General features: G+C 41.4%; 27 protein-coding genes and 1 other RNA gene. 21 read left to right on the top strand and 7 right to left on the bottom strand.

The genetic code is table 11. The annotated features are described in order from the left end of the window. Positions 1-12: 12 nt before the first annotated feature. Together folE2 and PR834_RS06955 are read left to right on the top strand one after the other, a co-directional pair. On the top strand, positions 13-930 hold the full coding sequence (folE2, locus tag PR834_RS06950; protein ID WP_272536551.1) for a GTP cyclohydrolase FolE2: 918 nt from the start codon (positions 13-15) through the stop codon (positions 928-930). Then, a complete protein-coding gene (locus PR834_RS06955) occupies positions 920-1,480 on the top strand; it encodes a carbonate dehydratase (RefSeq protein ID WP_004258097.1) in 561 nt (186 codons plus the stop codon). The genes folE2 and PR834_RS06955 overlap by 11 nt, the downstream gene beginning before the upstream one ends. A gap of 75 nt (positions 1,481-1,555) precedes the next feature. Here the strand turns inward: PR834_RS06955 and sstT are convergent, their stop codons facing one another. Both sstT and PR834_RS06965 read right to left on the bottom strand, forming a co-directional pair. Further along, on the bottom strand, positions 1,556-2,809 hold the full coding sequence (gene sstT / locus PR834_RS06960) for a serine/threonine transporter SstT (protein WP_004258100.1): 1,254 nt from the start codon (positions 2,807-2,809) through the stop codon (positions 1,556-1,558). Between the two features lie 263 nt (positions 2,810-3,072). Continuing rightward, positions 3,073-4,032: a TerC family protein gene (locus PR834_RS06965; RefSeq protein ID WP_004258103.1), complete on the bottom strand. Its 960-nt coding sequence runs from the start codon at positions 4,030-4,032 to the stop codon at positions 3,073-3,075. A gap of 614 nt (positions 4,033-4,646) precedes the next feature. Between PR834_RS06965 and PR834_RS06970 the strand changes: the two genes are divergently transcribed. From PR834_RS06970 to PR834_RS06990, 5 genes are all read left to right on the top strand, one after another. Further along, positions 4,647-5,315 (top strand): DedA family protein, encoded by a 669-nt coding sequence (locus tag PR834_RS06970; RefSeq protein ID WP_004258110.1) that lies wholly within the window; start codon positions 4,647-4,649, stop codon positions 5,313-5,315. Between the two features lie 236 nt (positions 5,316-5,551). Next, positions 5,552-5,857: a DUF883 family protein gene (locus PR834_RS06975; protein WP_004258145.1), complete on the top strand. Its 306-nt coding sequence runs from the start codon at positions 5,552-5,554 to the stop codon at positions 5,855-5,857. 6 nt (positions 5,858-5,863) lie between these two features. Then, the gene (locus PR834_RS06980) at positions 5,864-6,271 is read left to right on the top strand and encodes a phage holin family protein (RefSeq protein WP_004258148.1); all 408 of its coding nucleotides are present in this window, start codon (positions 5,864-5,866) and stop codon (positions 6,269-6,271) included. After that, complete coding sequence (locus tag PR834_RS06985; protein ID WP_004258151.1) at positions 6,258-6,557, top strand: YqjK-like family protein; 300 nt, start codon at positions 6,258-6,260, stop codon at positions 6,555-6,557. The genes PR834_RS06980 and PR834_RS06985 overlap by 14 nt, the downstream gene beginning before the upstream one ends. 237 nt (positions 6,558-6,794) lie before the next feature. Further along, a complete protein-coding gene (locus tag PR834_RS06990; RefSeq protein WP_004258158.1) occupies positions 6,795-7,190 on the top strand; it encodes a DoxX family protein in 396 nt (131 codons plus the stop codon). 244 nt (positions 7,191-7,434) lie between these two features. Here the strand turns inward: PR834_RS06990 and PR834_RS06995 are convergent, their stop codons facing one another. Continuing rightward, the gene (locus PR834_RS06995) at positions 7,435-8,328 is read right to left on the bottom strand and encodes a LysR family transcriptional regulator (protein ID WP_004258161.1); all 894 of its coding nucleotides are present in this window, start codon (positions 8,326-8,328) and stop codon (positions 7,435-7,437) included. 123 nt (positions 8,329-8,451) lie between these two features. Here PR834_RS06995 and PR834_RS07000 point away from each other — a divergent pair, with 123 nt between their 5' ends. The 10 genes from PR834_RS07000 (at position 8,452) to dagF (ending at position 17,655) form a co-directional block, all read left to right on the top strand. Beyond that, positions 8,452-9,159 (top strand): pirin family protein, encoded by a 708-nt coding sequence (locus PR834_RS07000; RefSeq protein WP_094961527.1) that lies wholly within the window; start codon positions 8,452-8,454, stop codon positions 9,157-9,159. 135 nt (positions 9,160-9,294) lie between these two features. After that, a complete protein-coding gene (locus PR834_RS07005; protein WP_004258168.1) occupies positions 9,295-11,265 on the top strand; it encodes a BglG family transcription antiterminator in 1,971 nt (656 codons plus the stop codon). 482 nt (positions 11,266-11,747) lie between these two features. Beyond that, positions 11,748-12,086 (top strand): transcriptional antiterminator, encoded by a 339-nt coding sequence (locus tag PR834_RS07010; RefSeq protein ID WP_004258172.1) that lies wholly within the window; start codon positions 11,748-11,750, stop codon positions 12,084-12,086. 32 nt (positions 12,087-12,118) lie between these two features. Continuing rightward, positions 12,119-12,484: an SFCGS family glycine-rich protein gene (locus PR834_RS07015; protein ID WP_004258177.1), complete on the top strand. Its 366-nt coding sequence runs from the start codon at positions 12,119-12,121 to the stop codon at positions 12,482-12,484. After that, positions 12,484-12,780 carry a DUF4312 family protein gene (locus PR834_RS07020; protein WP_004258180.1) on the top strand — a complete coding sequence of 99 codons (297 nt, stop codon included), beginning with the start codon at positions 12,484-12,486 and terminating at the stop codon, positions 12,778-12,780. Before PR834_RS07015 ends, PR834_RS07020 begins: the two co-directional genes overlap by 1 nt. Before the next feature lie 26 nt (positions 12,781-12,806). Next, positions 12,807-13,598, top strand: a complete 792-nt coding sequence (locus tag PR834_RS07025; RefSeq protein ID WP_004258184.1) for a DUF4311 domain-containing protein — start codon at positions 12,807-12,809, stop codon at positions 13,596-13,598. 2 nt (positions 13,599-13,600) lie between these two features. Beyond that, on the top strand, positions 13,601-14,251 hold the full coding sequence (locus PR834_RS07030) for a DUF4310 family protein (protein ID WP_004258187.1): 651 nt from the start codon (positions 13,601-13,603) through the stop codon (positions 14,249-14,251). Positions 14,252-14,677: 426 nt separating this feature from the next. Beyond that, positions 14,678-15,817 carry an amidohydrolase/deacetylase family metallohydrolase gene (locus PR834_RS07035; protein WP_094961526.1) on the top strand — a complete coding sequence of 380 codons (1,140 nt, stop codon included), beginning with the start codon at positions 14,678-14,680 and terminating at the stop codon, positions 15,815-15,817. Continuing rightward, a complete protein-coding gene (locus tag PR834_RS07040; protein WP_196725309.1) occupies positions 15,801-16,913 on the top strand; it encodes a DgaE family pyridoxal phosphate-dependent ammonia lyase in 1,113 nt (370 codons plus the stop codon). Before PR834_RS07035 ends, PR834_RS07040 begins: the two co-directional genes overlap by 17 nt. Position 16,914: 1 nt before the next feature. Further along, entirely contained in the window at positions 16,915-17,655 is a 741-nt protein-coding gene (gene dagF, locus PR834_RS07045) for a 2-dehydro-3-deoxy-phosphogluconate aldolase (protein ID WP_196725310.1), read from the top strand. 135 nt (positions 17,656-17,790) lie between these two features. On the opposite strand, the gene PR834_RS07050 is transcribed toward dagF, so the two are convergent. From PR834_RS07050 to rsmI, 3 genes are all read right to left on the bottom strand, one after another. Then, positions 17,791-18,867 (bottom strand): 4Fe-4S binding protein, encoded by a 1,077-nt coding sequence (locus tag PR834_RS07050; protein WP_262960762.1) that lies wholly within the window; start codon positions 18,865-18,867, stop codon positions 17,791-17,793. A gap of 311 nt (positions 18,868-19,178) precedes the next feature. Then, an RNA gene (gene rnpB / locus PR834_RS07055) (RNase P RNA component class A) lies at positions 19,179-19,552 on the bottom strand. Between the two features lie 95 nt (positions 19,553-19,647). Continuing rightward, complete coding sequence (rsmI, locus tag PR834_RS07060) at positions 19,648-20,520, bottom strand: 16S rRNA (cytidine(1402)-2'-O)-methyltransferase (protein WP_004258206.1); 873 nt, start codon at positions 20,518-20,520, stop codon at positions 19,648-19,650. A 61-nt stretch (positions 20,521-20,581) separates the two neighbouring features. On the opposite strand from rsmI, the gene PR834_RS07065 reads away from it, so the two are divergent. The 4 genes from PR834_RS07065 to dolP all read left to right on the top strand — a co-directional run bounded on the left by PR834_RS07065 (position 20,582) and on the right by dolP (position 23,994). Next, positions 20,582-22,282, top strand: coding sequence for a penicillin-binding protein activator (locus PR834_RS07065; protein WP_262960763.1), 1,701 nt, complete (start codon positions 20,582-20,584; stop codon positions 22,280-22,282). A 39-nt stretch (positions 22,283-22,321) separates the two neighbouring features. Then, positions 22,322-22,702 (top strand): YraN family protein, encoded by a 381-nt coding sequence (locus PR834_RS07070; RefSeq protein WP_004258211.1) that lies wholly within the window; start codon positions 22,322-22,324, stop codon positions 22,700-22,702. Between the two features lie 116 nt (positions 22,703-22,818). Further along, on the top strand, positions 22,819-23,409 hold the full coding sequence (diaA, locus tag PR834_RS07075; RefSeq protein ID WP_004908326.1) for a DnaA initiator-associating protein DiaA: 591 nt from the start codon (positions 22,819-22,821) through the stop codon (positions 23,407-23,409). 9 nt (positions 23,410-23,418) lie between these two features. After that, the gene (dolP, locus tag PR834_RS07080) at positions 23,419-23,994 is read left to right on the top strand and encodes a division/outer membrane stress-associated lipid-binding lipoprotein (RefSeq protein WP_272536552.1); all 576 of its coding nucleotides are present in this window, start codon (positions 23,419-23,421) and stop codon (positions 23,992-23,994) included. 63 nt (positions 23,995-24,057) lie between these two features. On the opposite strand, the gene mtgA is transcribed toward dolP, so the two are convergent. Next, on the bottom strand, positions 24,058-24,780 hold the full coding sequence (gene mtgA, locus PR834_RS07085) for a monofunctional biosynthetic peptidoglycan transglycosylase (RefSeq protein ID WP_036958022.1): 723 nt from the start codon (positions 24,778-24,780) through the stop codon (positions 24,058-24,060). Positions 24,781-24,787: the final 7 nt, after the last annotated feature.

The raw sequence follows: 24,787 nt of genomic DNA on the forward strand, positions 1-24,787 counted from the left end.
GGCTGAGGGGTTATGACAGTATCAACTGAATTACGTTGTTCATCTTTACCGGATGCGCAAAAGGAAAATGATATTTATAGCAATATCAAGCTAGACTGGGTCGGTATGACAGGGATTGCTTTACCTATTGAGATAGCGGGTCGTCCAATCAACGCACTTGTTGATGTCGGTACTGATTTACAAGGACAGAAAGGAATACACATGTCCCGGCTGTATCAGGCCTTAGATGGACTCACACAGCATGAACTAACCCCCAATTTGATTCAACAGGCTCTAGAGCAGATTTTAATATCCCATAGCCATGTATCATCGAAGTCATCTCTTCGACTTTATGGCGATATTTTATTATCTCGCCCTTCTTTAGTTTCTCACCAGCATGGATGGAAAGCATATCCATTTGAAATAAATGCAAATTTCAACAAATCATTTATTATCTGTTTAAAAGTTGGGGTTCCTTATTCATCGACATGTCCTAGTGCCACGGCACTCAGTACCCAAGTAATTCAACAACAATTTGCTATTGAATTTGAGGACGAGACACAACCATTATATCCCCCTCAAGTTTTCAACTGGCTAGCTAAAAATGGGTTACCCGCTACACCACATAGCCAACGCAGCTGGGCATGGGTAACCATAGCGTTGAAAGCTAGTCATAAAATATTTCCCATCATTGAATTAATTAATCAAATTGAAAACGTGCTTTCAACACCTGTACAAACTGTTGTTAAACGTAATGATGAACAAGCTTTCGCTATCGCAAATGCCCAAAACCTGATGTTTTGTGAAGATGCAGCGAGAAAACTAGTCATGGCTTTTCGTCATCAATGTCACTATGACGAAGTGAACATTAATATAGAGCATCAAGAAAGTTTACATGCACATAATGCAGTTGTTCACACGCACTGGAAACGGAGTACTCATGCTGCGTAAAAATCCATCAGGACACTCCCCTGTTATTTCAGAAAAAGCCTATATCGACCCTACCGCAATTATTTGTGGCAAAGTCATTGTTGAAGATTACGTGTATATCGGCCCATATGCAGTCATCCGAGCTGATGAACTCAATGAAGAGGGGGATATGTCACCGATAGTAATAGGCCCACATTCAAATATTCAAGATGGTGTTGTTATCCATTCTAAAAGTGGGGCTGGAGTACAAATTGGCTCACATACTTCAATAGCACATCGTGCCATTGTCCATGGCCCTTGTAATATTGCTACACGAGTATTTATTGGTTTTAATAGCGTTCTATTTAATTGCAAAATTGGGGAAAACTGTGTTGTTCGCTATAACGCTGTTGTTGATGGTTTAACGCTACCCCCTGCTTTATATATTCCATCCTGCGTACATGTAAATGCCCACAGTGATTTATCTCAGTTTAAGCAAGTTGACCGCGCCTCTTTGCAATTTTCAGAAGAAGTTGCCGCAACTAATGTGCAGTTAGTCGAAGGTTATCGCCGCTTACGTAATGAGTTTTAACTCAATAACCCACTAAAATAAGGGCAGAGTTCACTTTCGCTGTCTCTGCCCTTTCAAAATATATTTAATTAACAATTAATCACGATGAGATAGCCGCGCTTCAGCGTTAGCCAGTTTCTCATCTTCCGCTAAGCACACCGCTGCCGTAAATAACACGTCAGTTGAAGAGTTAAGCGCCGTTTCTGCTGAATCCTGTAATACGCCAATCATCACACCAACCGCGACCACTTGCATCGCAATTTCATTTGAAATACCGAACATGTTACAAGCTAATGGGATCAGTAATAGTGAACCGCCGGCAACGCCTGATGCGCCACATGCACACACCGCAGCAACCACACTTAATAACAGTGCCGTTGGGATATCAACTGGAATACCTAGAGTATGTACGGCGGCTAACGTCAGTACTGTAATCGTTACCGCTGCACCAGCCATATTAATGGTTGCACCTAATGGGATAGAAACAGAGTAAGTATCTTCATGTAGATTCATGCGGCGACACATCCCCATATTCACAGGGATATTTGCTGCTGAACTACGTGTAAAGAATGCTGTTACCCCGCTTTCACGTAAGCAAGCGAGAACTAATGGGTATGGGTTACGTTTCATTTTCCAGTAAACAATCAATGGGTTAACAATGAAAGCAACAATCAGCATACAGCCAATCAATACTGCGAGAACGTGAATATAGCCTTTTAAGGTTGCAAAGCCTGTCGTTGCGATAGTGGAAGCAACCAAGCCAAAAATCCCTAAAGGCGCTAAACGGATCACAACACGTACTAGTTGTGTTACTGCATTAGAAAAATCATGAACTAAAGTTTTTGTGGTTTCATTTGCATGGCGCAGTGCAATACCCAGCCCGATCGCCCACGCTAAAATACCAATATAATTGCCCTTAATCAGTGCGTCGATAGGGTTCGCAAATATATTGATTAGCAAGCCTTTTAACACTTCAGCAATATTACCCGGTGGATTTAGCTGTGTATCACCTACCGCTAAGACTAAATTTGATGGAAACAGGAAAGAACCAATAACGGCGACAACCGCGGCAAAAAATGTTCCTAAAATATACAACACCAGTATAGGTTTGATATTGGTTTTTTGCCCTTGGCGGTGGTTAGCAATGGATGACATTACTAACACCCAAACCAGTACAGGAGCAACAGCTTTTAACGCACTAACGAATAAATCCCCTAACAACCCGACATTTTTTGCAGCAGATGGCCATAACCATGCAAGCAAAATACCCGCTATCAAGCCAACCAGTATCTGTTTGACTAGACTACCTTGGCTAATAACTCGCCATAACCCTGTTTTATTTGTATCCATAATAGACCTATATTATTTATCTTTATTAGGAATTAAATGTGTTTGCACAGCAAGTATAAGGAATAATAGTCGCCTGAAAAGGCAATTATTCAAAATATACACAATGATTGACTTTGTTTAACAAACATTTTACATAACTGTGATCTCAATAGAGTTTTGTTTCTTATAGTAGAATGGGATAAACAAAATGGTTGAGCGTTTTCAGGGGGTTAAAAAAAATCCCCTGCTTTTACAGCAGAGGATTTAAAAATAAAAAAGATAAATTAACTTTTTGCTTCGTTGCGTTTATTAACAATTGCATTAATGATTAACGTCACGACTAAAATTGACGCAATCACACCCAACGAAATCGGTGTTGGGATATGGAAAATATCAATCAATAGCATTTTTATACCGATAAAGCTTAAAATTACCGCTAAACCGTATTTTAGCATTGAGAACTTTTCAGCAACCCCTGACAACAAGAAATACATGGCACGTAGGCCTAAAATTGCAAATAAATTCGATGTTAAAACAATGAATGGGTCAGTCGTCACCGCAAAAATAGCGGGTATACTGTCCACCGCAAATATCACGTCACTAATTTCAACTAAAATCAGCACTAAAATAAGTGGGGTCGCAAATAGGACGCCATTACGTTTAATAAAGAATTTTTCACCATGTAATTCATCCGTCATACGTAAATGAGAACGAACCCATTTTACTAGCGGTTTATCCGTTATTGGCGAGTCATCTTCTTTGGCAAAAGCCATTTTCAAACCAGTAAATAGCAAGAACAAGCCAAATACATACAAAATCCAGCTAAATTGTGTGACTAACCAACTACCTGCAAAAATCATAATCGTACGAAGTACGATAGCGCCTAATACTCCATAAACCAACACACGACGCTGTAAAGTTGCAGGAATGGCAAAATAACTAAATAACATCAACCAAACGAATACGTTATCAACAGCTAATGCTTTTTCTAATAAATAACCCGTTAAGAACGCCATGGTTTGGCTATCAGCAAACTCACGCCCTACGTTCTCATTAAGATACCACCAAAAACCCGCTGCAAAGAGAAGCGAAAGCGTTACCCACACGATACTCCAAGCCGCAGCTTGTTTCATCGACATTGCTTGGCCTTTGTGTTTCCCTTGCCAGAACAAATCAATGAGTAACATAAGTAAAATAATAACGGCAAAACTACCCCATAAAATCGGGTTACCAACTGAGTGCATTTTCCTTTCCCTTAAAAAACAAAAAACGGCTGATATCCAGAAGACATCAGCCGCTTAAAATTCGTTAACCACAAGCTATTTCTTTTGGTTGTAAATTATGAGCAAACCTCGCCTTCTGGCAAGGTCTCACTTACAACACAAATAACCTAAAAATAGGTAACTGTGGTGCTCGGCTACCGGGTGTAATGTGTACACCGTAATGACGATAAACCGACAAGAAGAAGTTACTCCCCTTTGCTATGGCGATAAGATACGGTAAATAGTCTTAAAATGCAATAATTAGCCTTTATTGTTTTATCGTTATTTTTTTACATTAAAAGATAAATTAACAAGTATATTTCGCATACTCTCGGTAAAAAGCGGGTTAAACGCCATTTTTAAGCACTTTACATCGTTCCATGCCGCGCAATAAATCGTAAAAATCGGCCAAAACTTAAATGAATTCTAAAAATAAGCTTAAAATTTACTGTTTAGTTATTTTCTGTTTTGTTAAAGTGAGCGTGCTTTACACTAACAGCCTGAGGAAACACTACTTTCACTTTGGCATTCACTTAATCCATTTCTCCCTGCCCAACAACAAGTTTGTTGCTGTTATTGCCGTTTAGGAAACATTAATGGAATTAGTTAAAGAACTTTTTTTCGCCCTTTGGCACCAAGATTATGTCACCCTATCTAACCCATCGTTAGTGTGGTCGATTTACTTCATGCTGTTCGCTATCTTGTTTCTTGAAAACGGGGTGTTGCCTGCAGCGTTTTTACCTGGCGATAGCTTATTGATTTTAGTTGGTGTTCTCATCGCTAAAGGCACATTAAGTTATCCGCTCACTATTGTAATTTTAACCGCTGGCGCCAGTTTAGGCTGTTGGGTTGGTTATATACAAGGGCGATGGCTGGGGAACACACGAATAGTTAAAGGCTGGCTTGAGCACTTACCTGAACACTACCACCAACGCGCTTATGGCTTGTTCCACCGTCATGGCCTCGCAGCCTTGTTAATTGGTCGTTTTTTAGCTTTTGTCAGAACACTACTTCCAACAATAGCAGGGCTAGCTGGCTTGCAAAACGGTCGTTTCCAAGTATTCAATTGGTTAAGTGGCCTACTGTGGGTGTTAATTTTGACTGCAATTGGTTATGGCTTTGGTAAAAGCCCGATTTTCCTACAATATGAACATCATATTATGAACATTTTGATGTTGATCCCTGTAGGGCTACTGATCCTTGGCTTAATTGGTAGCATTGCTGTTGTCGTTAAGAAAAAATTCTCAAATAAAAAAGCGAATTAATTCTCCATGCGGGAACTCTCAGTTCTCGCATTTTCATTTTTACTTAATTTTACGTCTTAGTATCCCCACTCCCCGCAATTAAATTAACCAACTGATATTTATAGAATTTTTATAAATACTGTTTTTTACATTTTTTCTTAACCCCTAATTTATTATTGAATAACTCATTGCACTTAATGCAAAAACAGTTATTGTTAATACAGTGAAGTTTCTTTTCTATTGATAGGAGGTTCTATATGTCATCAAATCATTCATCAGAAGACCTACGCGCAGAACTAAAAGCGTTAGCAGATTCTCTTGAAGCCGTATTGAATGATACAGGCGAGAAGTCGAAAGAAGAGATTGAAAGCTTGAAATCCAAAGCGAAAGATGTACTTTACTCATCTCGCGCTAAACTCGGTCAAACCACCGAAAGGATCACTGAGCAAACTAAAGAAATTGCGGGCCGTGCAGACAACTATGTCAAAGAAAACCCATGGACTGGTATCGGTATCGGTGCTGCTGTTGGTGTGGTTCTTGGCGTACTTCTCGCGAAACGTTAATTGCTTATGGAACAAAATCAACAACGTCAGGGCCCCGGTAAAGGGGTCCTTGAAATACTGCAACGCATTGCCAGTATTACCGTTAATATTGTTGAAACTCGCCTTCAACTCATTGCCGTTGAGCTCGAAGAAGAGAAAGTTAATTTTATCCAGTTGTTATTGTTAGTTGGACTAGCGCTTCTTTTTACTGCTTTTGGCCTAATGTGTTTAATTGGTCTTATTTTTTGGTCTGTTGACCCTGTTTATCGTTATCAAGCACTTGCTATAACAACAGGGTGCTTAGTCCTACTCGCCATTACCTTTGCTATTTGGGCTCTCAAAAAAGCAAAGCAGTCTACCTTATTGAGCTCCACACGGGAGCAATTAAGCCAAGACGCGAATGCATTAGCAGGTAAAGATAATGACCAGAAATAAACGCCAATTACTTGCCGCAAAAAAACAACGGTTACTCAACAGAATTGAGCAGCAACGGAGCGACCTTGCTGCAAGTTCTGAAGATTGGCTACGAGTGACCGCTCCTTATGACCGTACATGGAAAACCTTCGTTACCTTCCGTCCTTTATTTATTGCGGCAACAGGCCTGCTTTCGATTTATTCACTGAAAAAACCCAAACGCATACTTCAATTAGGGAAAAAAGCCTTCACAATGTGGGGTATAGCAAGGACAATTCAAAGTACGATCAATGCAGGAAAGAAGTAATTTCAATTAAAATCAATATGCTAAATTAAGCCTCTTCACTTTAGCTAGCTCCCCTTCATCACCATTCAATTTTTTTGACTATCTTTGTTAATAAGCTTTGCTTTTTATTGAATAAGCAAATGACTATTATAAGCCCATCAAATGTTTTCTTACCTATTTGTGCTGAAAACAACATTACAAAGCGACACATATCGCAAATACTTTATATTTAATGGCTTATTAGTCTGGAGAATCTTAATGAAAAATTTAGAAAATGGTGCGGTATTGTTAGCTCGTATTATGATGCCAATTCTGTTCATTGTTGCTGGGTATGGAAAACTGGGAGATGCATACGCAGGAACACAACAATACATGCAAGCAATGGGTGTTCCAGGCTTTTTATTACCTTTAACCATTTTATTAGAACTTGGTGGCGGTTTAGCCATTCTATTTGGTTTCTTAACACGAACTGTAGCCCTATTTACTGCAGGCTTTACCGTATTAACGGCGCTACTGTTCCATATCGACTTTAGCGTTGCACCAAATAGTTTAATGTTTATGAAGAACTTTACTATCGCAGGCGGTTTCTTACTATTAGCAGTAACCGGCCCAGGGAAATTTAGTATTGACCATTTATTAAATAAAAAATGGTAATTCCGATTTCATTATCACCCTTATTACCTTATTGACTTTATTTGTTTGTCCAACTTATACCTCCCTTGGGAGGTATTTTTTTATTTAAATCTTTTGAATCGCTACCAGCAAACCCTACTCGTAAACTCTAAATAGTTTAAGTTGTAGGTAGGCGGCAAATTGAGTCATCCCGTGAGCATACATAAGTATGTGACTCGGGTGACTCAATGAAGCCAACACCCCTACGGCTCAAAATATAACGAGTTTACACTCTAAATAATTTGGGGATTTCTCGGAGACACCACGACTTAGCCTCCCCCATACTATCCCGCCGCCACGCCATAATAATATTCGTCTCATGGCTAAACTCTGCGCCAACCACCTTTAAACGCCCTTCGCGAATATCTTGTTCAACCATTGGGTACGGCATCGTCGCAACACCAAGGCCGGCCAACAAGGCTCTGTGTTTATCCTCAATCGTTGACACCGTCAATCGTTGTTGTTTATCCAACAACTGCACCGTGATCACAGGCCGCTCACGAGCGGTATCAGCCACTGCAATTCCACGGTATTTCACTCGAGTCGCATCAGATAACGGCTCAGGTTCTTGGTGAATGGGATGATCCGGGCTCGCTACATAAATATGATTAACGGTATATAACGATTTAGAGTTAATTTCTGAAGAGGATCGAAAATGCATATCAGGAGCAATGACTATATCCGCTTTACCGCTTTCAAGACGTTCCCATGCTCCCGCCAATACTTCAGTAATTAACGATAACTGTGTTTCTGATTTTTCCGCCAATCGTTCCACCAGCGGAAAAAGTGAATGAACAGGAACTAAAGCCTCACACACGATGGTTAAATGCGTTTCCCATCCTTTTGCAAGCGCTTCCGCATCAGATGTTAGCTTATCAGCGGCTTCAAGTAGGATCCTTCCTCTATCAAGTAGCATCCTACCGACATTGGTAAACTTAGTTCTATGCCCTGAACGGTCAAATAAAATGACATCGAGCTCTTCTTCTAATTTTTGCATGGTATAACTCAGCGCAGATGGGACTCGCCCCAACTCTTCAGCGGCTGCAGCAAAACTACCACGGCGGTCGATTGCATCCATAACCCTTAATGACTCAAGCGTTAATGCTCTCTCTTTACTCATGAAGTTTCTCTTTCAGGAAATTTGAACAAAGGAAACAGATTAACTGGCTAACAATTCAACGTCCAGCTATTTATTATAACAATAGATTATTAACTTATTTATTTTCAATGAGGGTTAACCATTATGATGACATTAAGACCCGCTAACCATTGCGGAAAAGCTGATTATGGTTGGCTACAAGCGCGTTATTCCTTTTCATTCGGCCATTATTTTGACCCAGACTTTATGGGTTTTAAAACTCTCAGAGTGCTGAACCAAGAAGTTATCGCACCACAAAATGCACTACAGCCAAGAACCTATCCACATGTCGATATCTTAAATATCATCCTAAAAGGGCATGCAGAATATCGAGATAGCCTAGGTAACACCATCCAAGCAGATGAAGGTGAGTGTGTGCGTTTTTCACCGCGCCCAGACCTAAGCTACAGCGAACAAAATGTGTGCCCAAAAACACCGTTGACACGTTTACAGCTCTGGCTAAATGCTTGCCCACAGCAAGAATCTTTGCCTTTGCAAAAAATAGCCATTAGTGAAAATGAGAACAAACTTATCGCATCTCCTGACGGGGAAAGTCAAAGCATTCAGTTACGTCAACAAATTTGGATCACCCAAATTCATTTGGCAACTAATGAGTCAACAGCGATCACGCTAAAAGGAAAAAACTCATTCCTTCAGTCTATACATGGTGGAGCGACATTGCGTACACCAAAAGGCGAGCAGTTAGAAATGAATTGCAATGATGGGGCTTTTATCCAAGACGACAATCAAGTCATCATTAGTGTAAATAAACCGTTTAGAGGGCTATTAATCGATCTTGGAGAGCAAAGCTAGCCCTTTTCCTGCTATAGCAGAGTGAATTTTGCGAACGGATTCGCAAATTTTATGATTTACATATCCTACATATTGACATGCTTGTGTTAGAGTCCTGCCATTAGCGAGCAAAAAACAAGTCATTTTCTTGCTCAAATGCTTTTTCGTTTTGATTTTAAAGGTGTTTCCGTGGCTCTATTCACTCAACAGCGACATAATCAAATTTTTGCTCAAATTCTCAATGAGGTAGTGCCTCAAGACGAGTTAGCCAAAAATTTCTCCGTTTCTACTCGAACTATTCGTTCTGATATCAATGAAATCAATGAATTGATACAGCCATATAGTGCTCATATTGTATATGAGCGAGGTCGCGGTTACCGACTAAAAATTGAAGACGAAGCCCTATTTGCTACCTTTACTCAACAAAGTGATGAAGACAATCAGATTCCTCGCACTAGCAAAGAGCGCATTGATGCCCTGCTATTAAAACTCTTGATGTTATCACTCCCCGTAAAACTTGATGATATCGCTGAAGAGTGGTTTATCAGCCGTGGCACTTTACAGCAAGATATGGGTGCGGTGAGAGAACAGCTTCATAAATACCAAATTGCATTAGAAAGTATCCCTCATCAAGGCATTCGTTTGAACGGTAGCGAGTGGGCAGTTCGAGCTTGTATGACCGAAACTTTATGGCGCCGCTATTCCGCACAGATAACCCCTGATTTAACCACTTTCCGCCCTGATTGCCTTGATAATTTAGACCTGACATATATCGATAAAGTTTTACATAACAGTATGAATCGCTTTGATATTCGAATTAGCAACGAAGGGCATTTATACCTGGTTTTTAATTGTGCGGTGACTATTTTGCGTATCACTCGTGGTCATGAACTCACCACCTCCGTCAAAAATGATGACAGTGAAGAAGTGATCCGCAAAGCCTGTGATGAAATATCCAAAGGTTTAATCTACTTTCTTGGCAATGACCTTTCAGGGGCAGAACTTAGCTATTTGCATGACCAAATCGTTGCCCAACGCATTAGTAACCAAGACTCTAGTACGCAAAAAAGTGGTACTCATAATGAGCTATGTGAATATATTTTAAATTATATTAATGAATTATATAATTATGACTTACGGAGCGATGAAAAACTCAAAAAAGATCTCAATACTCATCTTGCATCGCTGATCACCCGTTTGCAGTATCATATTTCCACACCAAACCCGCTATTATCTGATATCAAACAATATTACCCGTTCGCCTATGATGTCACACTGAGCGCGTTAACCAGTGCAAGTAAGCAATTACTCCCCCACCCAATCAGTGAAGATGAACTAGGTTACCTTGCGGTTCATATTGGAGTCAGCCTCGAACGTAACTATGGCGCTGGCTCCATTCGCCAAACAGAAGTACTGGTAGTTACTGATGCAGGGAACTCCACGTTTCGCGTGGTTGAATCTAAAATCATGCGTGAATTTCCACAGCTCAAATTTAGCCGAGGGTTAACGTTACAAGAGTATGAATCCTTGGATGAAGTCTCTGAAGATTTCGTGATTACCACTGTACGAATTTCAGAGAAAAATAAGCCTGTTATTAAAATTGCGCCGTTCCCAACACCCTATCAACTAGAGCAAGTTGGCCGCCTCGCCATGGTTGATCAAACTCGCCCTTATATTATCGAGCGCTTTTTTGATGAACGGTTCTTCATGGTAATTAATGAAAAAATTAGCCAAGAAGAGCTCTTTCAAATGGTTTGCAATAAATTGCAGCAAGAAGGCTACGTCACACCTGATTTCTACCCTTCACTACAAGAGCGTGAATCAATTGTTTCCACCTTGCTCGGGGAAGGTATCGCATTGCCTCACTCTTTAGGGCTACTTGCCAATAAAACAGTGGTTGCAACCGTTGTCGCCCCGAAAGGCATTGAGTGGAATAAAGAAACCAAAGAAAATGCTTATGTCATTTTCTTATTAGCTATCAGTAAAACAGACTATGAAGAAGCGATGGCTATTTATGACCTTTTCGTTACCTTTGTAAAAGAAAAGACAACACGTCGCTTAGTGAGTGTCAAAAATTTCAATGAGTTCCAAGTAATAGCTAAAGATAGCTTAGCGCGTATCCTCTAACTTGATAGCAATTTCCACTTTGTAGTGGAAAAGTGGAAGTTGCTGACTTTTACGTGATCCTAACCACAACTCTTATAAATATTTTCCTATCCTAAACTGTCTATTTTACGGCCAAAGTGACTAAATGGAAGCGAGTACAACCCACGCAACATCATTTCCATTTATAGCTTCCACTTCCCTTTCCAGTTCCTTTTTTTGTTTCCATTTTTTAATTAAAAAAATAGTCAATTGATAAATAACATATTTTATCCAAAGTATTGTTATTCACATCTTATTTAGATAGTTGACTGATGTCAATTTTTCCACTTAATTTCCAAATAGAGCAAAAAACACACCAAAAATACATTTATTAATTTCCAAACAATTTCCACTTATAAGTGGAAATTTCCTGCCTGCAAAAATGAACAAGAACAGACTAAGGTATTAAGCATGAAGGAACAGAGTAGTCTAACTTGCAATATTACTTTGGATTTTAAATAGTTATGAGTGAATCAGTTGTCGTTTTTAAAATGTTAGAACATAACCTTGATATTGATGAGGTGACACAAAAACTGCTAGCAGTGATTACTGACTGGCTCAAGCAGGAGGACTGCTACACCACAGATGTACAACAACAGATGTTGGAGTCTCATTTACGTGCCATGGTCGGTAGAGCAAAAACGGGTGAAGCCTTACCAGAAGTCGATATCAGCTTATTCGATGAAATTTCTGAACATTCGATAGTGCTCGCACAACGGGTTGTTGACACACTTCCTGGATTAGCACCTGAAGAGACTTATTTACTCTCTGTTCACTTTGAAGTCGCACGTTCAAATGATTAATTACTAATTTGGTAGGATTTGGAGAATATTTTATGAAACAGATAGTTGTTGTTATCGGTGACCGTTTAGGTAAAGGCCAAAAAGTGGCTGCGGGTGTTGAAGCTGCGGGTGGCAAAGCCGTTGTTGTTCCGGGGGTCGCTGCTGATATGAAACTCGGTGATGTCATGAACGCAGAACAAGCCGATTTAGGCATCTCATTTTGTGGTAGTGGTGGCGCTGGCGCAATTACCGCTCAAACTAAATATGGCTATAAAGCTCGCTATGGGATGCGCTCTATTGAAGAGGGAGAAACCGCGATTGCAGACGGTTGCAATGTATTAGGTTTCGGTTTTATGGACAAGGAAGAGTTAGGCGAGCGCTTGGTAAAAGCATTCAATAAAAAATACGGCAACGCTTAATGAAAAAATCTATCGAAACGGTTGTACGGGTTACAGGGCAAGGCGACACTAAGCAAAAAGCAATAGCTGACGCCTTAAATTCAATTCAAAAAACCGTACTGAAGAACAGCACAGATATCATCCTACGGATAGAACCAAAGGATGTTGAAGTGATTAGTGCTCACTCTCATTCGCGGACAGAAAAATTTCTTTTTCTCTTTTTGCCACGCAAACGTGAACATTTTCGTGTTGTACTCGACGTTTCGCTGGATGTCACTTTACTTTCTGTCAACGAAATACCATTTACAGAACAATAATAGCAATCAGGTCTGGAGTTAATTCCATGAGTGAAACTGCATCTTTTTTAGAAATATTGGGCATGTCCCTGATCATCGGTGGGCTCTGCGGCTTTGGCTTAGGCGCAGGGGCTGCGCGTATGTTCCACGCACCAACCGTACAAGGTATGGGGGCATTCCGTACATTGGGTGAGCTGAACGCTTGTGAAGGCGACCCAGCGTCTCATTTTTCTTTCGGCTTAGGGTTCTTCTTTAACGCATGGGCATCGTCAGTTGCTGCTGGGGCATTTACACAAGATGTTGACCACCGCATCATCCCAAACTGGGGCGCGGCTGCACTATTAACCAAAAACCGTAGTGTCGCTGACACACTGCATAACCCGAAAAAAATGGCTATCGCTTGTGCCATCATTGGGGCATTAGTTGTCGCCTTCTTAAACACAACCGCTTCCGCAGTTCCTGCTGCACTACAAACGACAGCCATTAACGTACTAGTGCCTGCCGCAAACTTGTTAGTTAATACCGTGATGCCAGTCATCTTCTGGTTAGCCGCCATGGATGCAGGGCGTCGTTCAGGTTTCTGGGCAACATTATTTGGTGGTTGTGCTCAGCTAATCATGGGGAATGCTATCCCTGGTTTAGTTTTAGGTATCTTGATTGGTAAAGGCGTTGATGACAACGGCTGGAACCGTATCACTCGTACAATGATGATAACCGTGGTTCTCCTGTTCGTTCTCAGCGGCTTCTTCCGTGAATTCGACCTAAAGATGATCACCTCTTTCAACCTAGATAAACCATTGTGGCTTGAATACGTCCACGGTCTGCTGAGCGGGAAATAATCATGACAACAGAAATTAACAAACAAGATTTTTGGTACGCAGAATGGTCCTTCCCGATTTTTGTTGGGTTGCTTTCCGCAGGGATCTTCGCAGGTACCCACATGTATGTCGTCTACGGTTTTGGGGCATTTAACGAAGTGGCTTTCGTCGCCATGTTACGTGCAGGGTTAGATACCGGGGTTTATGGCGCAGTCGCAGCATTTGGTGCAAGTTTCTTATTTGCTAGGATCATCGAAGGTTCATTGGTCGGTATTTTAGATATCGGTGGCGCACTGCAAACCGGTATTGGCCTCGGTGTTCCCGCCTTATTTTTAGCCGCTGGTTGGGATTTTTTAGTCACTAACTTCTGGATGTCGTTACTAACTGGCTTATTCCTTGGCGTATTAATCGGCTTACTGATTGTATTTGCACGTAAATTCACGATTGCTCAGGCTAACTCAACCTTTGGTGCTGACGTCATGATGGGCGCGGGTAATACCTCCGGCCGTTTCTTAGGCCCATTGATTATTTTAGCCGCGATGGCCGCATCCATTCCAATCGGAATTGGCTCTTTAATTGGCGCATTGATTTTCTATGTATGGCAAAAACCCGTTGCCGGTGGCGCCATTTTAGGTGCTATGTTGTTCGGTTATTTCTTCCCAATCGTCGCTTAACCAACACTCTCCCGGGGCATATGCTCCGGGTTACTGAATAGCATAAATTAAAAACAGACTCGAAATAGTTCAAAGAGTAGCGGAAGTGCTGCCAACAACGCTGCGGTTGACATCATTTAGAATGCGCACTTAGGCATACTCTAAATAATTCAAATTGCAGCTAGGCGGCAAACGACGATATCCCTAGGAGCATACAAAAGTATGTGACTAGGGTAGCGGAAGTGCTGCCAACAACGCTGTGGTTGACATCATTTAGAATACGCACTTAGGCATACTCTAAATAATTCAAATTGCAGCTAGGCGGCAAACGACGATATCCCTAGGAGCATACAAAAGTATGTGACTAGGGTAGCGGAAGTGCTGCCAACAACGCTGCGGTTTGAAGTATGACGAGTATGACGAGTATCGAGTATCGAGAGGACAACTATGTACACTTTAATCATCAAACAAGGTAAGCGTATCGATGGCTCGATTATCGACATTCTTATTAAAGATGGAAAAATCGAAGCGGCAGGCCCTGAATTAGCGAATAATCAGCAAGCCGACAAAGTCATTGACCTACAAGGAAAAACTTATGTCAGTGCTGGGTGGATTGACTCTCATGCTCATTGCTTTGTTGAGTCACCTATTTACTTCGATGACCCTGATTTAGCAGGAGCCGCTGGCGGAGTTACCTCACTGGTTGATGCAGGTAGTGTCGGTGCTGATGATATTGATAAATTTTATCAGCTCACCCAGAAATCAAAAACGAATGTCTTTTCTCTGTTAAATATTTCACGTATTGGCATCATTGCGCAAAATGAATTGTCGGATATGAACAACATCAATGAAGCCTGCTTTCAAGACGCTATCGAACGCCACTCCGGCTTTGTTGTTGGTATGAAAGCCCGTATGAGTAAAAGCGTGGTTGGTGAAAATGGCATTACCCCACTGGTTAAAGCTAAAGAAATGCAGAAAAAACACCATCTTCCACTCATGGTGCATATTGGCAACAACCCGCCGGATATTGATGAAGTCGCTGATTTACTGACGCGCGGCGATATCATCACTCACTGCTTTAATGGCAAACCCAATAAGATTTTAGGCGAAGATGGCTACCTAAAACCATCAATTGCTCGCGCACTCGCACGGGGTGTCATATTAGATGTTGGACATGGCGGTGAAAGCTTTAGCTTTAAAGTTGCAGAGCAAGCGATGCGCATTGGCACTTACCCTGACATCATCAGTTCCGATATTTACCACCGCAACCGCGTTAATGGCCCTGTTTATAGCCTCGCTTTTGTGATGACCAAATTTCTGTGTATGGGCTTTAGTGCGGAACAAGTGCTTCGCTGCGTTACCGAAAAAGCCGCCAACTTCTTATCGTTACCCGCGAAAGGCTATTTAAGGCCGGGCTTTGACGCCGACATAACCCTTTTTGACCTTAAAGAAGAGCAAACAGAGCTCACGGATGCAGAAGGCGAACACCGTATAGGCACTCACCGCTTCGTACCATTGGCTGCTATCGTCGGTGGAAAACACATTATTCATGCACAAGGTGAATCAGAACATGCAATCGATTTATGATAAATATCAGTTAAAACACGTTATTAATGCCTCTGGCCGCATGACAATTCTGGGTGTTTCAACGCCAACTCCAGAAGTTGTTGAACGTGTTGCTTATGGATTAAATAATTATTTTGAAATTAAAGACTTAGTTAATAAAACTGGCGAATATATTGCTAATCTATTAAATGTTGAAGCTGCGATGGTTGTGTCTTGTGCCTCTGCTGGTATTGCACAAGCTGTTGCAGCGGTGATTGTACAAGATGATGATGATTTACTGCTCAATTTGCATTCATCCAACAAAGTTGTTCCACGTGAAATTATTTTACCTAAAGGCCATAACGTTAATTTTGGTGCTCCTGTGGACACAATGGTAAGCTTAGGTGGCGGTAAAGTAGTCGAAGCGGGTTTTGCTAATGAGTGCAGTGCCGCTCAGTTAGCAGCAAAAATCACCCCCAATACAGCCGCTATTTTGTACATCAAATCACACCATACCGTGCAAAAAAGCATGTTAACCGTGGAACAAGCCGCCAAAGTGGCTCATGACCACCAGCTCCCCCTGATCGTTGATGCCGCAGCAGAAGAAGAACTTACCGCTTACTACCAAGCCGGTGGCGATATTGTGATTTACAGCGGAGCAAAAGCAATCGAAGGCCCAACAAGCGGTCTGGTTATCGGTAAAAAACAATATATTGAGTGGGTAAAACGCCAAAGCCAAGGTATTGGCCGTGCGATGAAAGTAGGTAAAGAAGGTATTTTGGGGCTCACACTCGCTATCGAACAGTACCTGACTGCTACCAAAGAAACAGGCGCAGAGATGGTTAATCGAATGAGTCAATTCATCAGTGATTTAAATGCCATTAAAGGTATCTCTGCTCGAGTCGTCTGGGATGGTGCAGGACGTGATATTGCCCGTACCGAAATTAGCTTTGATGAAAAAATGATAGGCAAAACCACTTACCAAATCATGGCTGAGCTAAAACAGGGCGATACCGCGATTTACTTCCGTGAGTACAAAGCCAACGAAGGAAAAGTAGAGGCTGACATTCGTAGTGTTAGCACTGAACAACTTGATGTTATTTCTAAGAATATTCGTTTGTTAGTAGAAGGAATTTAAGATGAAATTGTCACCGAATTTTTATCGTGACCGTGTCTGTTTAAACGTACTGGCAGGCAGCCATCAGAATGCAAAAGATATCTATGCCGCAGCAGAAACCTTTGTTGTTGTTGGTGTTTTATCTAAAAATTACCCTGACTTAGAAAGTGCCATTGCAGATATGCGCATTTATGCACAAGAAACCGATAATGCATTATCAGTTGGTCTCGGTGCTGGCGACCCAAATCAGTCAACCATGGTATCGCTGATTTCAAAAGAAGTTCAACCACAGCACGTTAACCAAGTCTTTACTGGCGCACCAATTAGCCGTGCACTATTAGGCCAAAATGAAACCTTCGTGAATGCGCTCATATCACCCACAGGCACGGTAGGTATGGTGAAAATTTCTACAGGCCCACTAAGCTCTCAAGCGCCAGATGGCATTGTTCCGGTTGAAACTGCCATTATGATGCTTAAAGACATGGGTGCTGACTCAGTTAAATTCTTTAATATGAAAGGATTAACATATATTGAAGAATATAAAGCCATTGCCAAAGCTTGCGCTGACTTTGATTTTTCTTTAGAGCCTACAGGCGGCATTGATTTAGATAACTTTGCTGAAATTTTGCAAATTGCCCTTGATACAGGCGTGAAAAAAATCATTCCTCATATTTATAGTTCCATCATTGATAAAGAAACGGGCAACACTCGCCCAGAAGATGTACGTCAATTATTGCAGATGGTTAAGCAAGCGGTTAATTGATGTGGTAGTAAGCAGTAAGTGAGAAAATAAATATAAGCGAGTAAATAAGTATAAATAAGCAGTACAAAATCTGTCATCATGACAAAACAACAAGTTGCCCCGCTCATCATCTGTAGCGGGGCTTTTTATTGTGCATCAATGACCTATCATTCTTGCATTTGGTATAATATGAAACCAATAATTATCAGGTACTGGGCTATCCCAAACGCCAAAATACATAGCAATACCAATAATAATAAATAAAACTGCTAAGGTTAGAATTGCCATCATCCAACCCGATAAGCGAAATTGACGTTTTTTTGTTGGCACTTGCAATGAAAAATCCAACGTTGATGCAACAGGGCAAGATTCAACGCAAGTCATACATCCCGTACATTCCACCGTTCTTACAGTAATTAACTTATCGACAGGTATCCGTGATGGGCAGTTCTTGGCACATTTTCCGCAATCAATACAACTTTCCACATTTCGCCGAATTTTAAATGGCGAAAATAACGAAAAAATGCCTAACAAAGCGCCATAAGGGCACAAATAACGGCACCAAGCATTACGAATAAACAAGCTTGCTATCACTAAAATGACCACAGTAATAAGCGCAAACAAGCTAATATAACGAAAAAAATCCAACATTTTTACGTCAATAATGATCCCATAAGGCGACATCATAAAATATTGGATCATCTGTGCAGACATGGAAAATGCAATATAAAGAAAGAAACCTAATAACAAATATTTTAGGCCCCTTAAAGGGATATCGAGCCATTTAGGTAAGCTAATTTGGTTTTGATAACGAAAGACTTTTTTCCCTAACTTACCAGTGTACTCTGATATTGTGCCAATCGGGCACATCCATGAACAAAATGCTTTTTTGAACAGTAAGCTAATCACAATAAAAGAGACTAATAAAAACATTGAGGCCGCATGAATTGGCGGAAAACTCCCCGTTTCCAAGGTATATTTTAAATTCATTAACCCCGCAATCGGCAGCCAACCTTCAATTCCACCAGGGCGAGGAAGGTGAATTGTCGCCCCTCCAGTTTCGTAATATCGTACCCAGTAATAGAAGGTAACTCCAATATAAATATTGATCGCCAATAGCGTGAACTGTACAAATTTACGCCATGTTGATGCATTTCGCCAATCATTCCAAGGGAGTTTTCCCCCAGTTGTACCTGGGCGGCGTTGGTACCTTACACGTGTTTTTTTTATCATGCCCAAAGATCTCTTTAACATGCATTTAAAATACCACTATTTTATTTACATATTCACAGAGCGCATTGATTTGCATCAGAGCGTGACGATATTGATGATTTCAGAAAAACGAGGTGACAAGATTAGCTTGCGGCAATAAACAGCTCTAAATAGTTCAGCTTGTAGGTAGGCGGCAAGGGAGGATATCTCTAGGAGCATACATAAGTATGTGACTAGAGTAGCCGAGAGCAGCCAACACCCCTACAAGTTGAAATATGACGAGTAATAAAAAAGGCTATAGCAATAAAAGTGCTATAGCCTTTTTTATTTGTCTGTGGAGTTGGCCGATAAGCCGGGTTCTGTCATGGACAACCATTCATCTAGGCCAGCACTTGCGCACTGGCTCCAGCAACCTACCCGAGTTCAATGCGGGCCGCACCATATGAACCCCTATTTGGTCTTGCTCCGGGTGGAGTTTACCGTGCCACGAACTGTTGCCAGTCGCGCGGTGCGCTCTTACCGCACCCTTTCACCCTTACCTGATCCTGTAAACAGGCCATCGGCGGTTTGCTCTCTGTTGCACTAGTCGTAGGCTCGCGCCTCCCAGACGTTATCTGGCACCCTGCCCTATGGAGCCCGGACTTTCCTCCCCTCTACCCGTCTCCCGAAGGGACTACGATAAAGCAGCGGTTGTCTGGCCAACTCCGCGGCGAATTATAGGCACTTTGTTGTTGCTTGTACAGACTCTAACGTGGGCAATTTACCACTTATATCAATCAAATCGTGGTATTTGCCCAAAAATCATTCATCACTTTGATTATCAAGCATCAACTTATACAGCATATTTTTCTTGAGACCATAAATTTCAGCCGTGATTGCAGCCGCTTTTTTAGGGGGTAATTCTTTTTGTAATAAATTTAATGTTCTCACCACTTCAGGGGAAACTGCGGAGTCATCAGCTGGCTTTTTATACCCTTCGACAATCAACACCATTTCGCCACGGTGACGGTTTTCATCTTCTTTTACCCAAGCGAGTAATTCCCCCACTGGGCGGCCTTCAATGGACTCCCACGTTTTCGTAATTTCACGTGCTAAAACAACATGGCGATCCGGTCCCCAGACTTCCACCATATCTGCTAAACTGTCTAACAAACGGTGGGTTGATTCATAGAAAATCAGCGTGCGAGTTTCTTGTTCGAGAGATTGTAAAACATCTTTACGCCCTTTTGTTTTAGCGGGTAAAAAACCTTCATAACAAAAACGGTCTGAGGGTAAACCCGCTGCTGATAACGCGGTAATAGCAGCACAGGCACCCGGTAAAGGTACGACACGAATACCCGCTTCGCGGCAACGATTAACTAGATGATAACCTGGATCATTAATTAAAGGTGTACCCGCATCGGAGACTAATGCGATACTATCACCTTGTTGAAGTCGACTAATTAATTGATCTGCCTTTTGCTGTTCATTATGATCATGCAGAGCAAACAACCGCGCATTTATCGCAAAATTCTGTAATAGAATGCCTGAATGCCGAGTGTCCTCTGCTGCAATAAGGTCAACATGTTTAAGAACATCCAACGCGCGTTGCGTTATATCCCCCATATTACCAATTGGGGTAGGGACAATATACAGCGTGGATGCCATAACCACAGCTTGATTAGGTTGGTTCATTGTTTCATCCGAATAGCCGGTTTAAAATTAAGCAATTGAAAAATACACCATTGGATACAGTATGCGTCCTTCAATTTTTTTGCATTTGAAAAAAGGGTTAATCTGCACAGCAATGCTGTCCACATTTGCACTGTCAGGGTGCCAAATTGTCTCGGAATACTTTCCGTCAACCCAAAAAACGCCTGAGCAAAGCACATCTGATGATGCTAGCCGTTACCAAGCAATCATTGATGCTGCACAAGGTAAGCCTTCAATGGAGGCGATAAGGGCCTACATTAGCCAAGAACCTTTATTAAAAACAGCCGCTGAACGCCAAGCTAATATTGATGGGTTATGGCAGATGTTAACACAGTTAACGCCAGAACAAATTCATGGAATTGGGGCAGATGAAAATATTCTCCAAGGCTGGGTCGATCTTTTAGATATTTATCAAAACAACCGAGACGACACAGATGCTTTACTTGCAGGCTATAACGATTGGAAAATGCGTTACTCGAATAACCCTGGAGTGATGACAACGCCGACTCTTTTGCAACAAGCCATGATACCTCAAGTGGGCAAAAACCCTAAGATTGCATTGTTTTTACCCATGAGTGGGCAAGGACAAGTATTCGGTCAAGCGATTATGCAAGGCTTTATGGATGCACAAAAAGGCCTGCCTCAAGGGCCCGCTACTCAAACAGCCATAACACCGCCACCAAGTAGTGGAAATGATGTGCTTGACCAAATTTATGAACAAGTTGCAGCAACAACAGGTAATGCTCCCACTTCTAGCGATAGCGACGTGGTGACATCAACTTTGCGTATTGATGCCGCCCCTGTGAATACCCAAAGCGTCAAAGTGTTTGATACCACAAACAAGCAAATGCCTGAGCTTATTGAACAAGCGAAAAATGAAGGTTTCAATCTTATTGTTGGGCCATTATTAAAAAGTGACGTTCAAGTTATTACCCAAATGGGAGCGCCTGTTAGTGTGCTCGCCCTCAATGAGCTTGATGCGAACCAATTACAGCCTCGACCTAATCTTTGCTATTTTTCATTATCGCCAGAAGATGAGGCACAAAATGCTGCCGCTTACATGAAAGCTGAAGGTAAGCAAATGCCATTGGTACTAGTTCCCGCTAATACTTTCGGTGATAGGATAGCCAAAGCCTTTGCACAAGGGTGGCAAGAAAAAGGCGGCGGGACCGTTTTAATGCAAACCTTTGGGTCTGTCCCTTCTTTAAAAGAGTCGATTAATCGCGGCGCAGGTATCCGTATGACAGGAACGCCTGTGAATACCGGAATACAATCGATAGACTCACAATATGTCGATTCAGTTGGTGCGATTGACGGCGTTTATATTGTTGCCACCCGTGATGAGCTGACCTTAATCAAGCCAATGATTGAAATGGCAATTAGTTCTCGTTCTCGTCCTTCGCTTTACGCAAGCTCTCGCAGTAACCAAGCTGGATCTGGCGCAGACTACCGCTTTGAAATGGATGGCGTTAAATTTAGCGAAATCCCTTTACTCGCAGGTGCAAACAATAACTTACGTAAACAAGCCCAACAAAAGCTGAACAATGATTACTCTTTATTCCGCTTATATGCCATGGGTATTGACGCATGGTCTTTAGCCAACAATTACGACAAACTACAGCAATCGGGACAATTTCGTATCAATGGTGCATCAGGAACCTTGAGTACTACACCAAACTGTGTAGTGTTCCGAGAATTACCTTGGTTGCAATTTAAACAAGGCAAAGTGGTTTCCTCACAATAACATCACTGAATACTTCATTTTTTTTCAGACAAGGACGTCATGAAAATTATGCCAAAAGCCATACAATGGTTAACAGGCCGGTACTATGAAAATCAAGTGCTCGCATTCCTGAAACAGCAGGGATTAACATTTGTTGAACGTAATGCAAGGAACCGAGGCGGAGAAATCGACCTCATCATGCGAGATAATACAGGTTGGGTATTTGTTGAAGTTCGGTTTCGCAAGAATTGTGATTACGGAGATGCACTTTTATCAGTAAACTGGCACAAACGTCGAAAACTATTAGCTGCTGCCAAATATTGGCTCTCACAAAGGCAAGAAAGTTTTGAAACCAGTGCATGCCGTTTTGATATCTGCGCCATCACGGGAAACCAATTTGACTGGATACAAAATGCATTCAACGAAAATGATATTTATTAACAAATGATATAATCAGTTTTATACGCTGATCATGCAGTCAACAAAGCTATAATTCAAATATAATGGCAATATACAAAAATAATTTGAATTATATCGAGGCGACAAAGGAAAAACTCGTGCTAGACCGAATAAAAGTTTGCTTCACTGAAAGTATACAAACTCAAATAGCAGCTGCTGAAGCGCTGCCTGATGCCATTTCAAGAGCCGCGATGATGATGGTTCAATCTCTACTCAATGGCAACAAAATTTTATGTTGTGGTAATGGTGCTTCTGCCGCTACTGCACAACGTTTTGCTGCAAGTATGATCCATCGCTTTGAAACCGAACGCCCTAGCTTACCCGCTTTAGCACTTAATACAGATAATGCAGTGTTAACTGCGATTTCGGGTAGTAAGCAGCCTTCTGAAATTTATGCGAAACAAGTTAGAGCATTAGGGCAACATGGTGATGTTTTGATGGCAATTTCAACCCATGGTAATAGTAGCGATATCATTAAGGCAGTTGAAGCAGCCGTGACTAGAGACATGACAATTGTCGCCCTAACAGGTTATGACGGAGGGGAACTCGCAGGTTTACTTGGCCCCCAAGATGTTGAAATTCGTATTCCATCCCAACGAAGTGTTCGAATTCAAGAAGTTCACCTTCTTACTGTAAATTGTCTATGTGACCTCATAGATAATACTCTTTTCCCACATCAGGACGATTAAGGAGATAAAATGCGATTAATTCCGGTTTTTGCCATAGTCATTAGTACTATTCTATTACAAGGTTGTATTGGTGCTGCTGTAGTCGGTTCCACTGCTGTTGCAACAAAAAGCGCAACTGACCCTCGTACAGTTGGTCAACAAGTTGACGATGGCACCTTAGAAGCTCGAGTTAGTGGGCAACTGAACAAAGATAAAGAAATTACGGGCAAGGCTCGTATCATTGCAACCGCTTATAAAGGAAATGTTCTGCTAACAGGCCAAAGCCCTGATATGGCTTGGGCTGAACGAGCAAAACAAATAGCCTCTAACGTTGATGGTACCATCGCAGTTTATAATGAAGTCCGTAGTGGTGAGCCTGTTGATTTAGGTACAGCCTCAAAAGATACTTGGTTAACAACCAAAGTTAAATCTAAAATCCTCGCGAGTGATAGCGTTAAATCTGGTAGTGTGAAAGTCATTACTGAAAACGGTGAGGTTTTCTTGCTAGGTGTATTAACAAGGCAAGAAGGAGATGCAGCGGCGAAAATCGCTAGTGAAACAGATGGTGTTCGTCGAGTAACAACTGCTTTCACTTATCTTAATTAATCATAAACAATAATATATTGTTATAAAAACAAAAGCCGTGGGTTAAAAACCATGGCTTTTTTCTTATTCGTTCATCAACTGGTTTATTTTCAGATAATTCTTACCTCCCAATAAGTGCATTTGGTTCAAGATCCAAGCTTGCCTTTTGAGCACATAGGAAGATGGGTTTTTTACACTATATCTATGAGGATTAGGCAAAACCGCAGCTAATAGTGCAGCCTCGCTCATTGAAAGCTTGCTAGCAGGCTTATTAAAGAATTTATTTGCAGCCTCTTCGACCCCAAAAACACCATCACCAAACTCTACTATATTAAGATAAACGGTCAGTATTCTTTTCTTTGACCATAAAAGCTCCATAACAGGAGTCATTACTGTCTCTAAGCCTTTTCTTAACCAACTTCTTCCATCCCATAACCACACATTTTTTACTGTCTGCTGTGAGATAGTTGAAGCCCCTCTAATTGTTTGTTTATTACTCAAATTATGTTTGTAAGCTCGCTCAATTGCATCAAGGTCGAACCCCCAATGATGAGGAAAATTTTGATCTTCCGCTGCAATTACTGCTAAATAGATATACGGAGAAATGTGATTTTCATCTACCCATTCAGAATGAGACACATAAGAAAAATTTAAGTTTACCCATGCGCTAACTTGCCGTTCAATCATCACTGCAGAAAAAGGCACTGGTATGTATTTAAATAAAATGACTGAACAAATCCACACCACAAGTAATGAAAATGTGATCTTCTTTAACCAGTGCCATAATCTAGAAACAATAGTTCGCATTCAAATA

This window comes from Providencia sp. PROV182, from assembly GCF_028480325.1.
Lineage (GTDB): Bacteria > Pseudomonadota > Gammaproteobacteria > Enterobacterales > Enterobacteriaceae > Providencia > Providencia hangzhouensis.

Coding starts and splice junctions, on each gene's coding strand:
- folE2 (WP_272536551.1), top strand. CDS start 13: ATGACAGTATCAACTGAATTACGTTGTTCATCTTTACCGGATGCGCAA.
- PR834_RS06955 (WP_004258097.1), top strand. CDS start 920: ATGCTGCGTAAAAATCCATCAGGACACTCCCCTGTTATTTCAGAAAAA.
- sstT (WP_004258100.1), bottom strand. CDS start 2,809: ATGGATACAAATAAAACAGGGTTATGGCGAGTTATTAGCCAAGGTAGT.
- PR834_RS06965 (WP_004258103.1), bottom strand. CDS start 4,032: ATGCACTCAGTTGGTAACCCGATTTTATGGGGTAGTTTTGCCGTTATT.
- PR834_RS06970 (WP_004258110.1), top strand. CDS start 4,647: ATGGAATTAGTTAAAGAACTTTTTTTCGCCCTTTGGCACCAAGATTAT.
- PR834_RS06975 (WP_004258145.1), top strand. CDS start 5,552: ATGTCATCAAATCATTCATCAGAAGACCTACGCGCAGAACTAAAAGCG.
- PR834_RS06980 (WP_004258148.1), top strand. CDS start 5,864: ATGGAACAAAATCAACAACGTCAGGGCCCCGGTAAAGGGGTCCTTGAA.
- PR834_RS06985 (WP_004258151.1), top strand. CDS start 6,258: ATGACCAGAAATAAACGCCAATTACTTGCCGCAAAAAAACAACGGTTA.
- PR834_RS06990 (WP_004258158.1), top strand. CDS start 6,795: ATGAAAAATTTAGAAAATGGTGCGGTATTGTTAGCTCGTATTATGATG.
- PR834_RS06995 (WP_004258161.1), bottom strand. CDS start 8,328: ATGAGTAAAGAGAGAGCATTAACGCTTGAGTCATTAAGGGTTATGGAT.
- PR834_RS07000 (WP_094961527.1), top strand. CDS start 8,452: ATGATGACATTAAGACCCGCTAACCATTGCGGAAAAGCTGATTATGGT.
- PR834_RS07005 (WP_004258168.1), top strand. CDS start 9,295: ATGCTTTTTCGTTTTGATTTTAAAGGTGTTTCCGTGGCTCTATTCACT.
- PR834_RS07010 (WP_004258172.1), top strand. CDS start 11,748: ATGAGTGAATCAGTTGTCGTTTTTAAAATGTTAGAACATAACCTTGAT.
- PR834_RS07015 (WP_004258177.1), top strand. CDS start 12,119: ATGAAACAGATAGTTGTTGTTATCGGTGACCGTTTAGGTAAAGGCCAA.
- PR834_RS07020 (WP_004258180.1), top strand. CDS start 12,484: ATGAAAAAATCTATCGAAACGGTTGTACGGGTTACAGGGCAAGGCGAC.
- PR834_RS07025 (WP_004258184.1), top strand. CDS start 12,807: ATGAGTGAAACTGCATCTTTTTTAGAAATATTGGGCATGTCCCTGATC.
- PR834_RS07030 (WP_004258187.1), top strand. CDS start 13,601: ATGACAACAGAAATTAACAAACAAGATTTTTGGTACGCAGAATGGTCC.
- PR834_RS07035 (WP_094961526.1), top strand. CDS start 14,678: ATGTACACTTTAATCATCAAACAAGGTAAGCGTATCGATGGCTCGATT.
- PR834_RS07040 (WP_196725309.1), top strand. CDS start 15,801: ATGCAATCGATTTATGATAAATATCAGTTAAAACACGTTATTAATGCC.
- dagF (WP_196725310.1), top strand. CDS start 16,915: ATGAAATTGTCACCGAATTTTTATCGTGACCGTGTCTGTTTAAACGTA.
- PR834_RS07050 (WP_262960762.1), bottom strand. CDS start 18,867: ATGATAAAAAAAACACGTGTAAGGTACCAACGCCGCCCAGGTACAACT.
- rsmI (WP_004258206.1), bottom strand. CDS start 20,520: ATGAACCAACCTAATCAAGCTGTGGTTATGGCATCCACGCTGTATATT.
- PR834_RS07065 (WP_262960763.1), top strand. CDS start 20,582: ATGCGTCCTTCAATTTTTTTGCATTTGAAAAAAGGGTTAATCTGCACA.
- PR834_RS07070 (WP_004258211.1), top strand. CDS start 22,322: ATGAAAATTATGCCAAAAGCCATACAATGGTTAACAGGCCGGTACTAT.
- dolP (WP_272536552.1), top strand. CDS start 23,419: ATGCGATTAATTCCGGTTTTTGCCATAGTCATTAGTACTATTCTATTA.
- mtgA (WP_036958022.1), bottom strand. CDS start 24,780: ATGCGAACTATTGTTTCTAGATTATGGCACTGGTTAAAGAAGATCACA.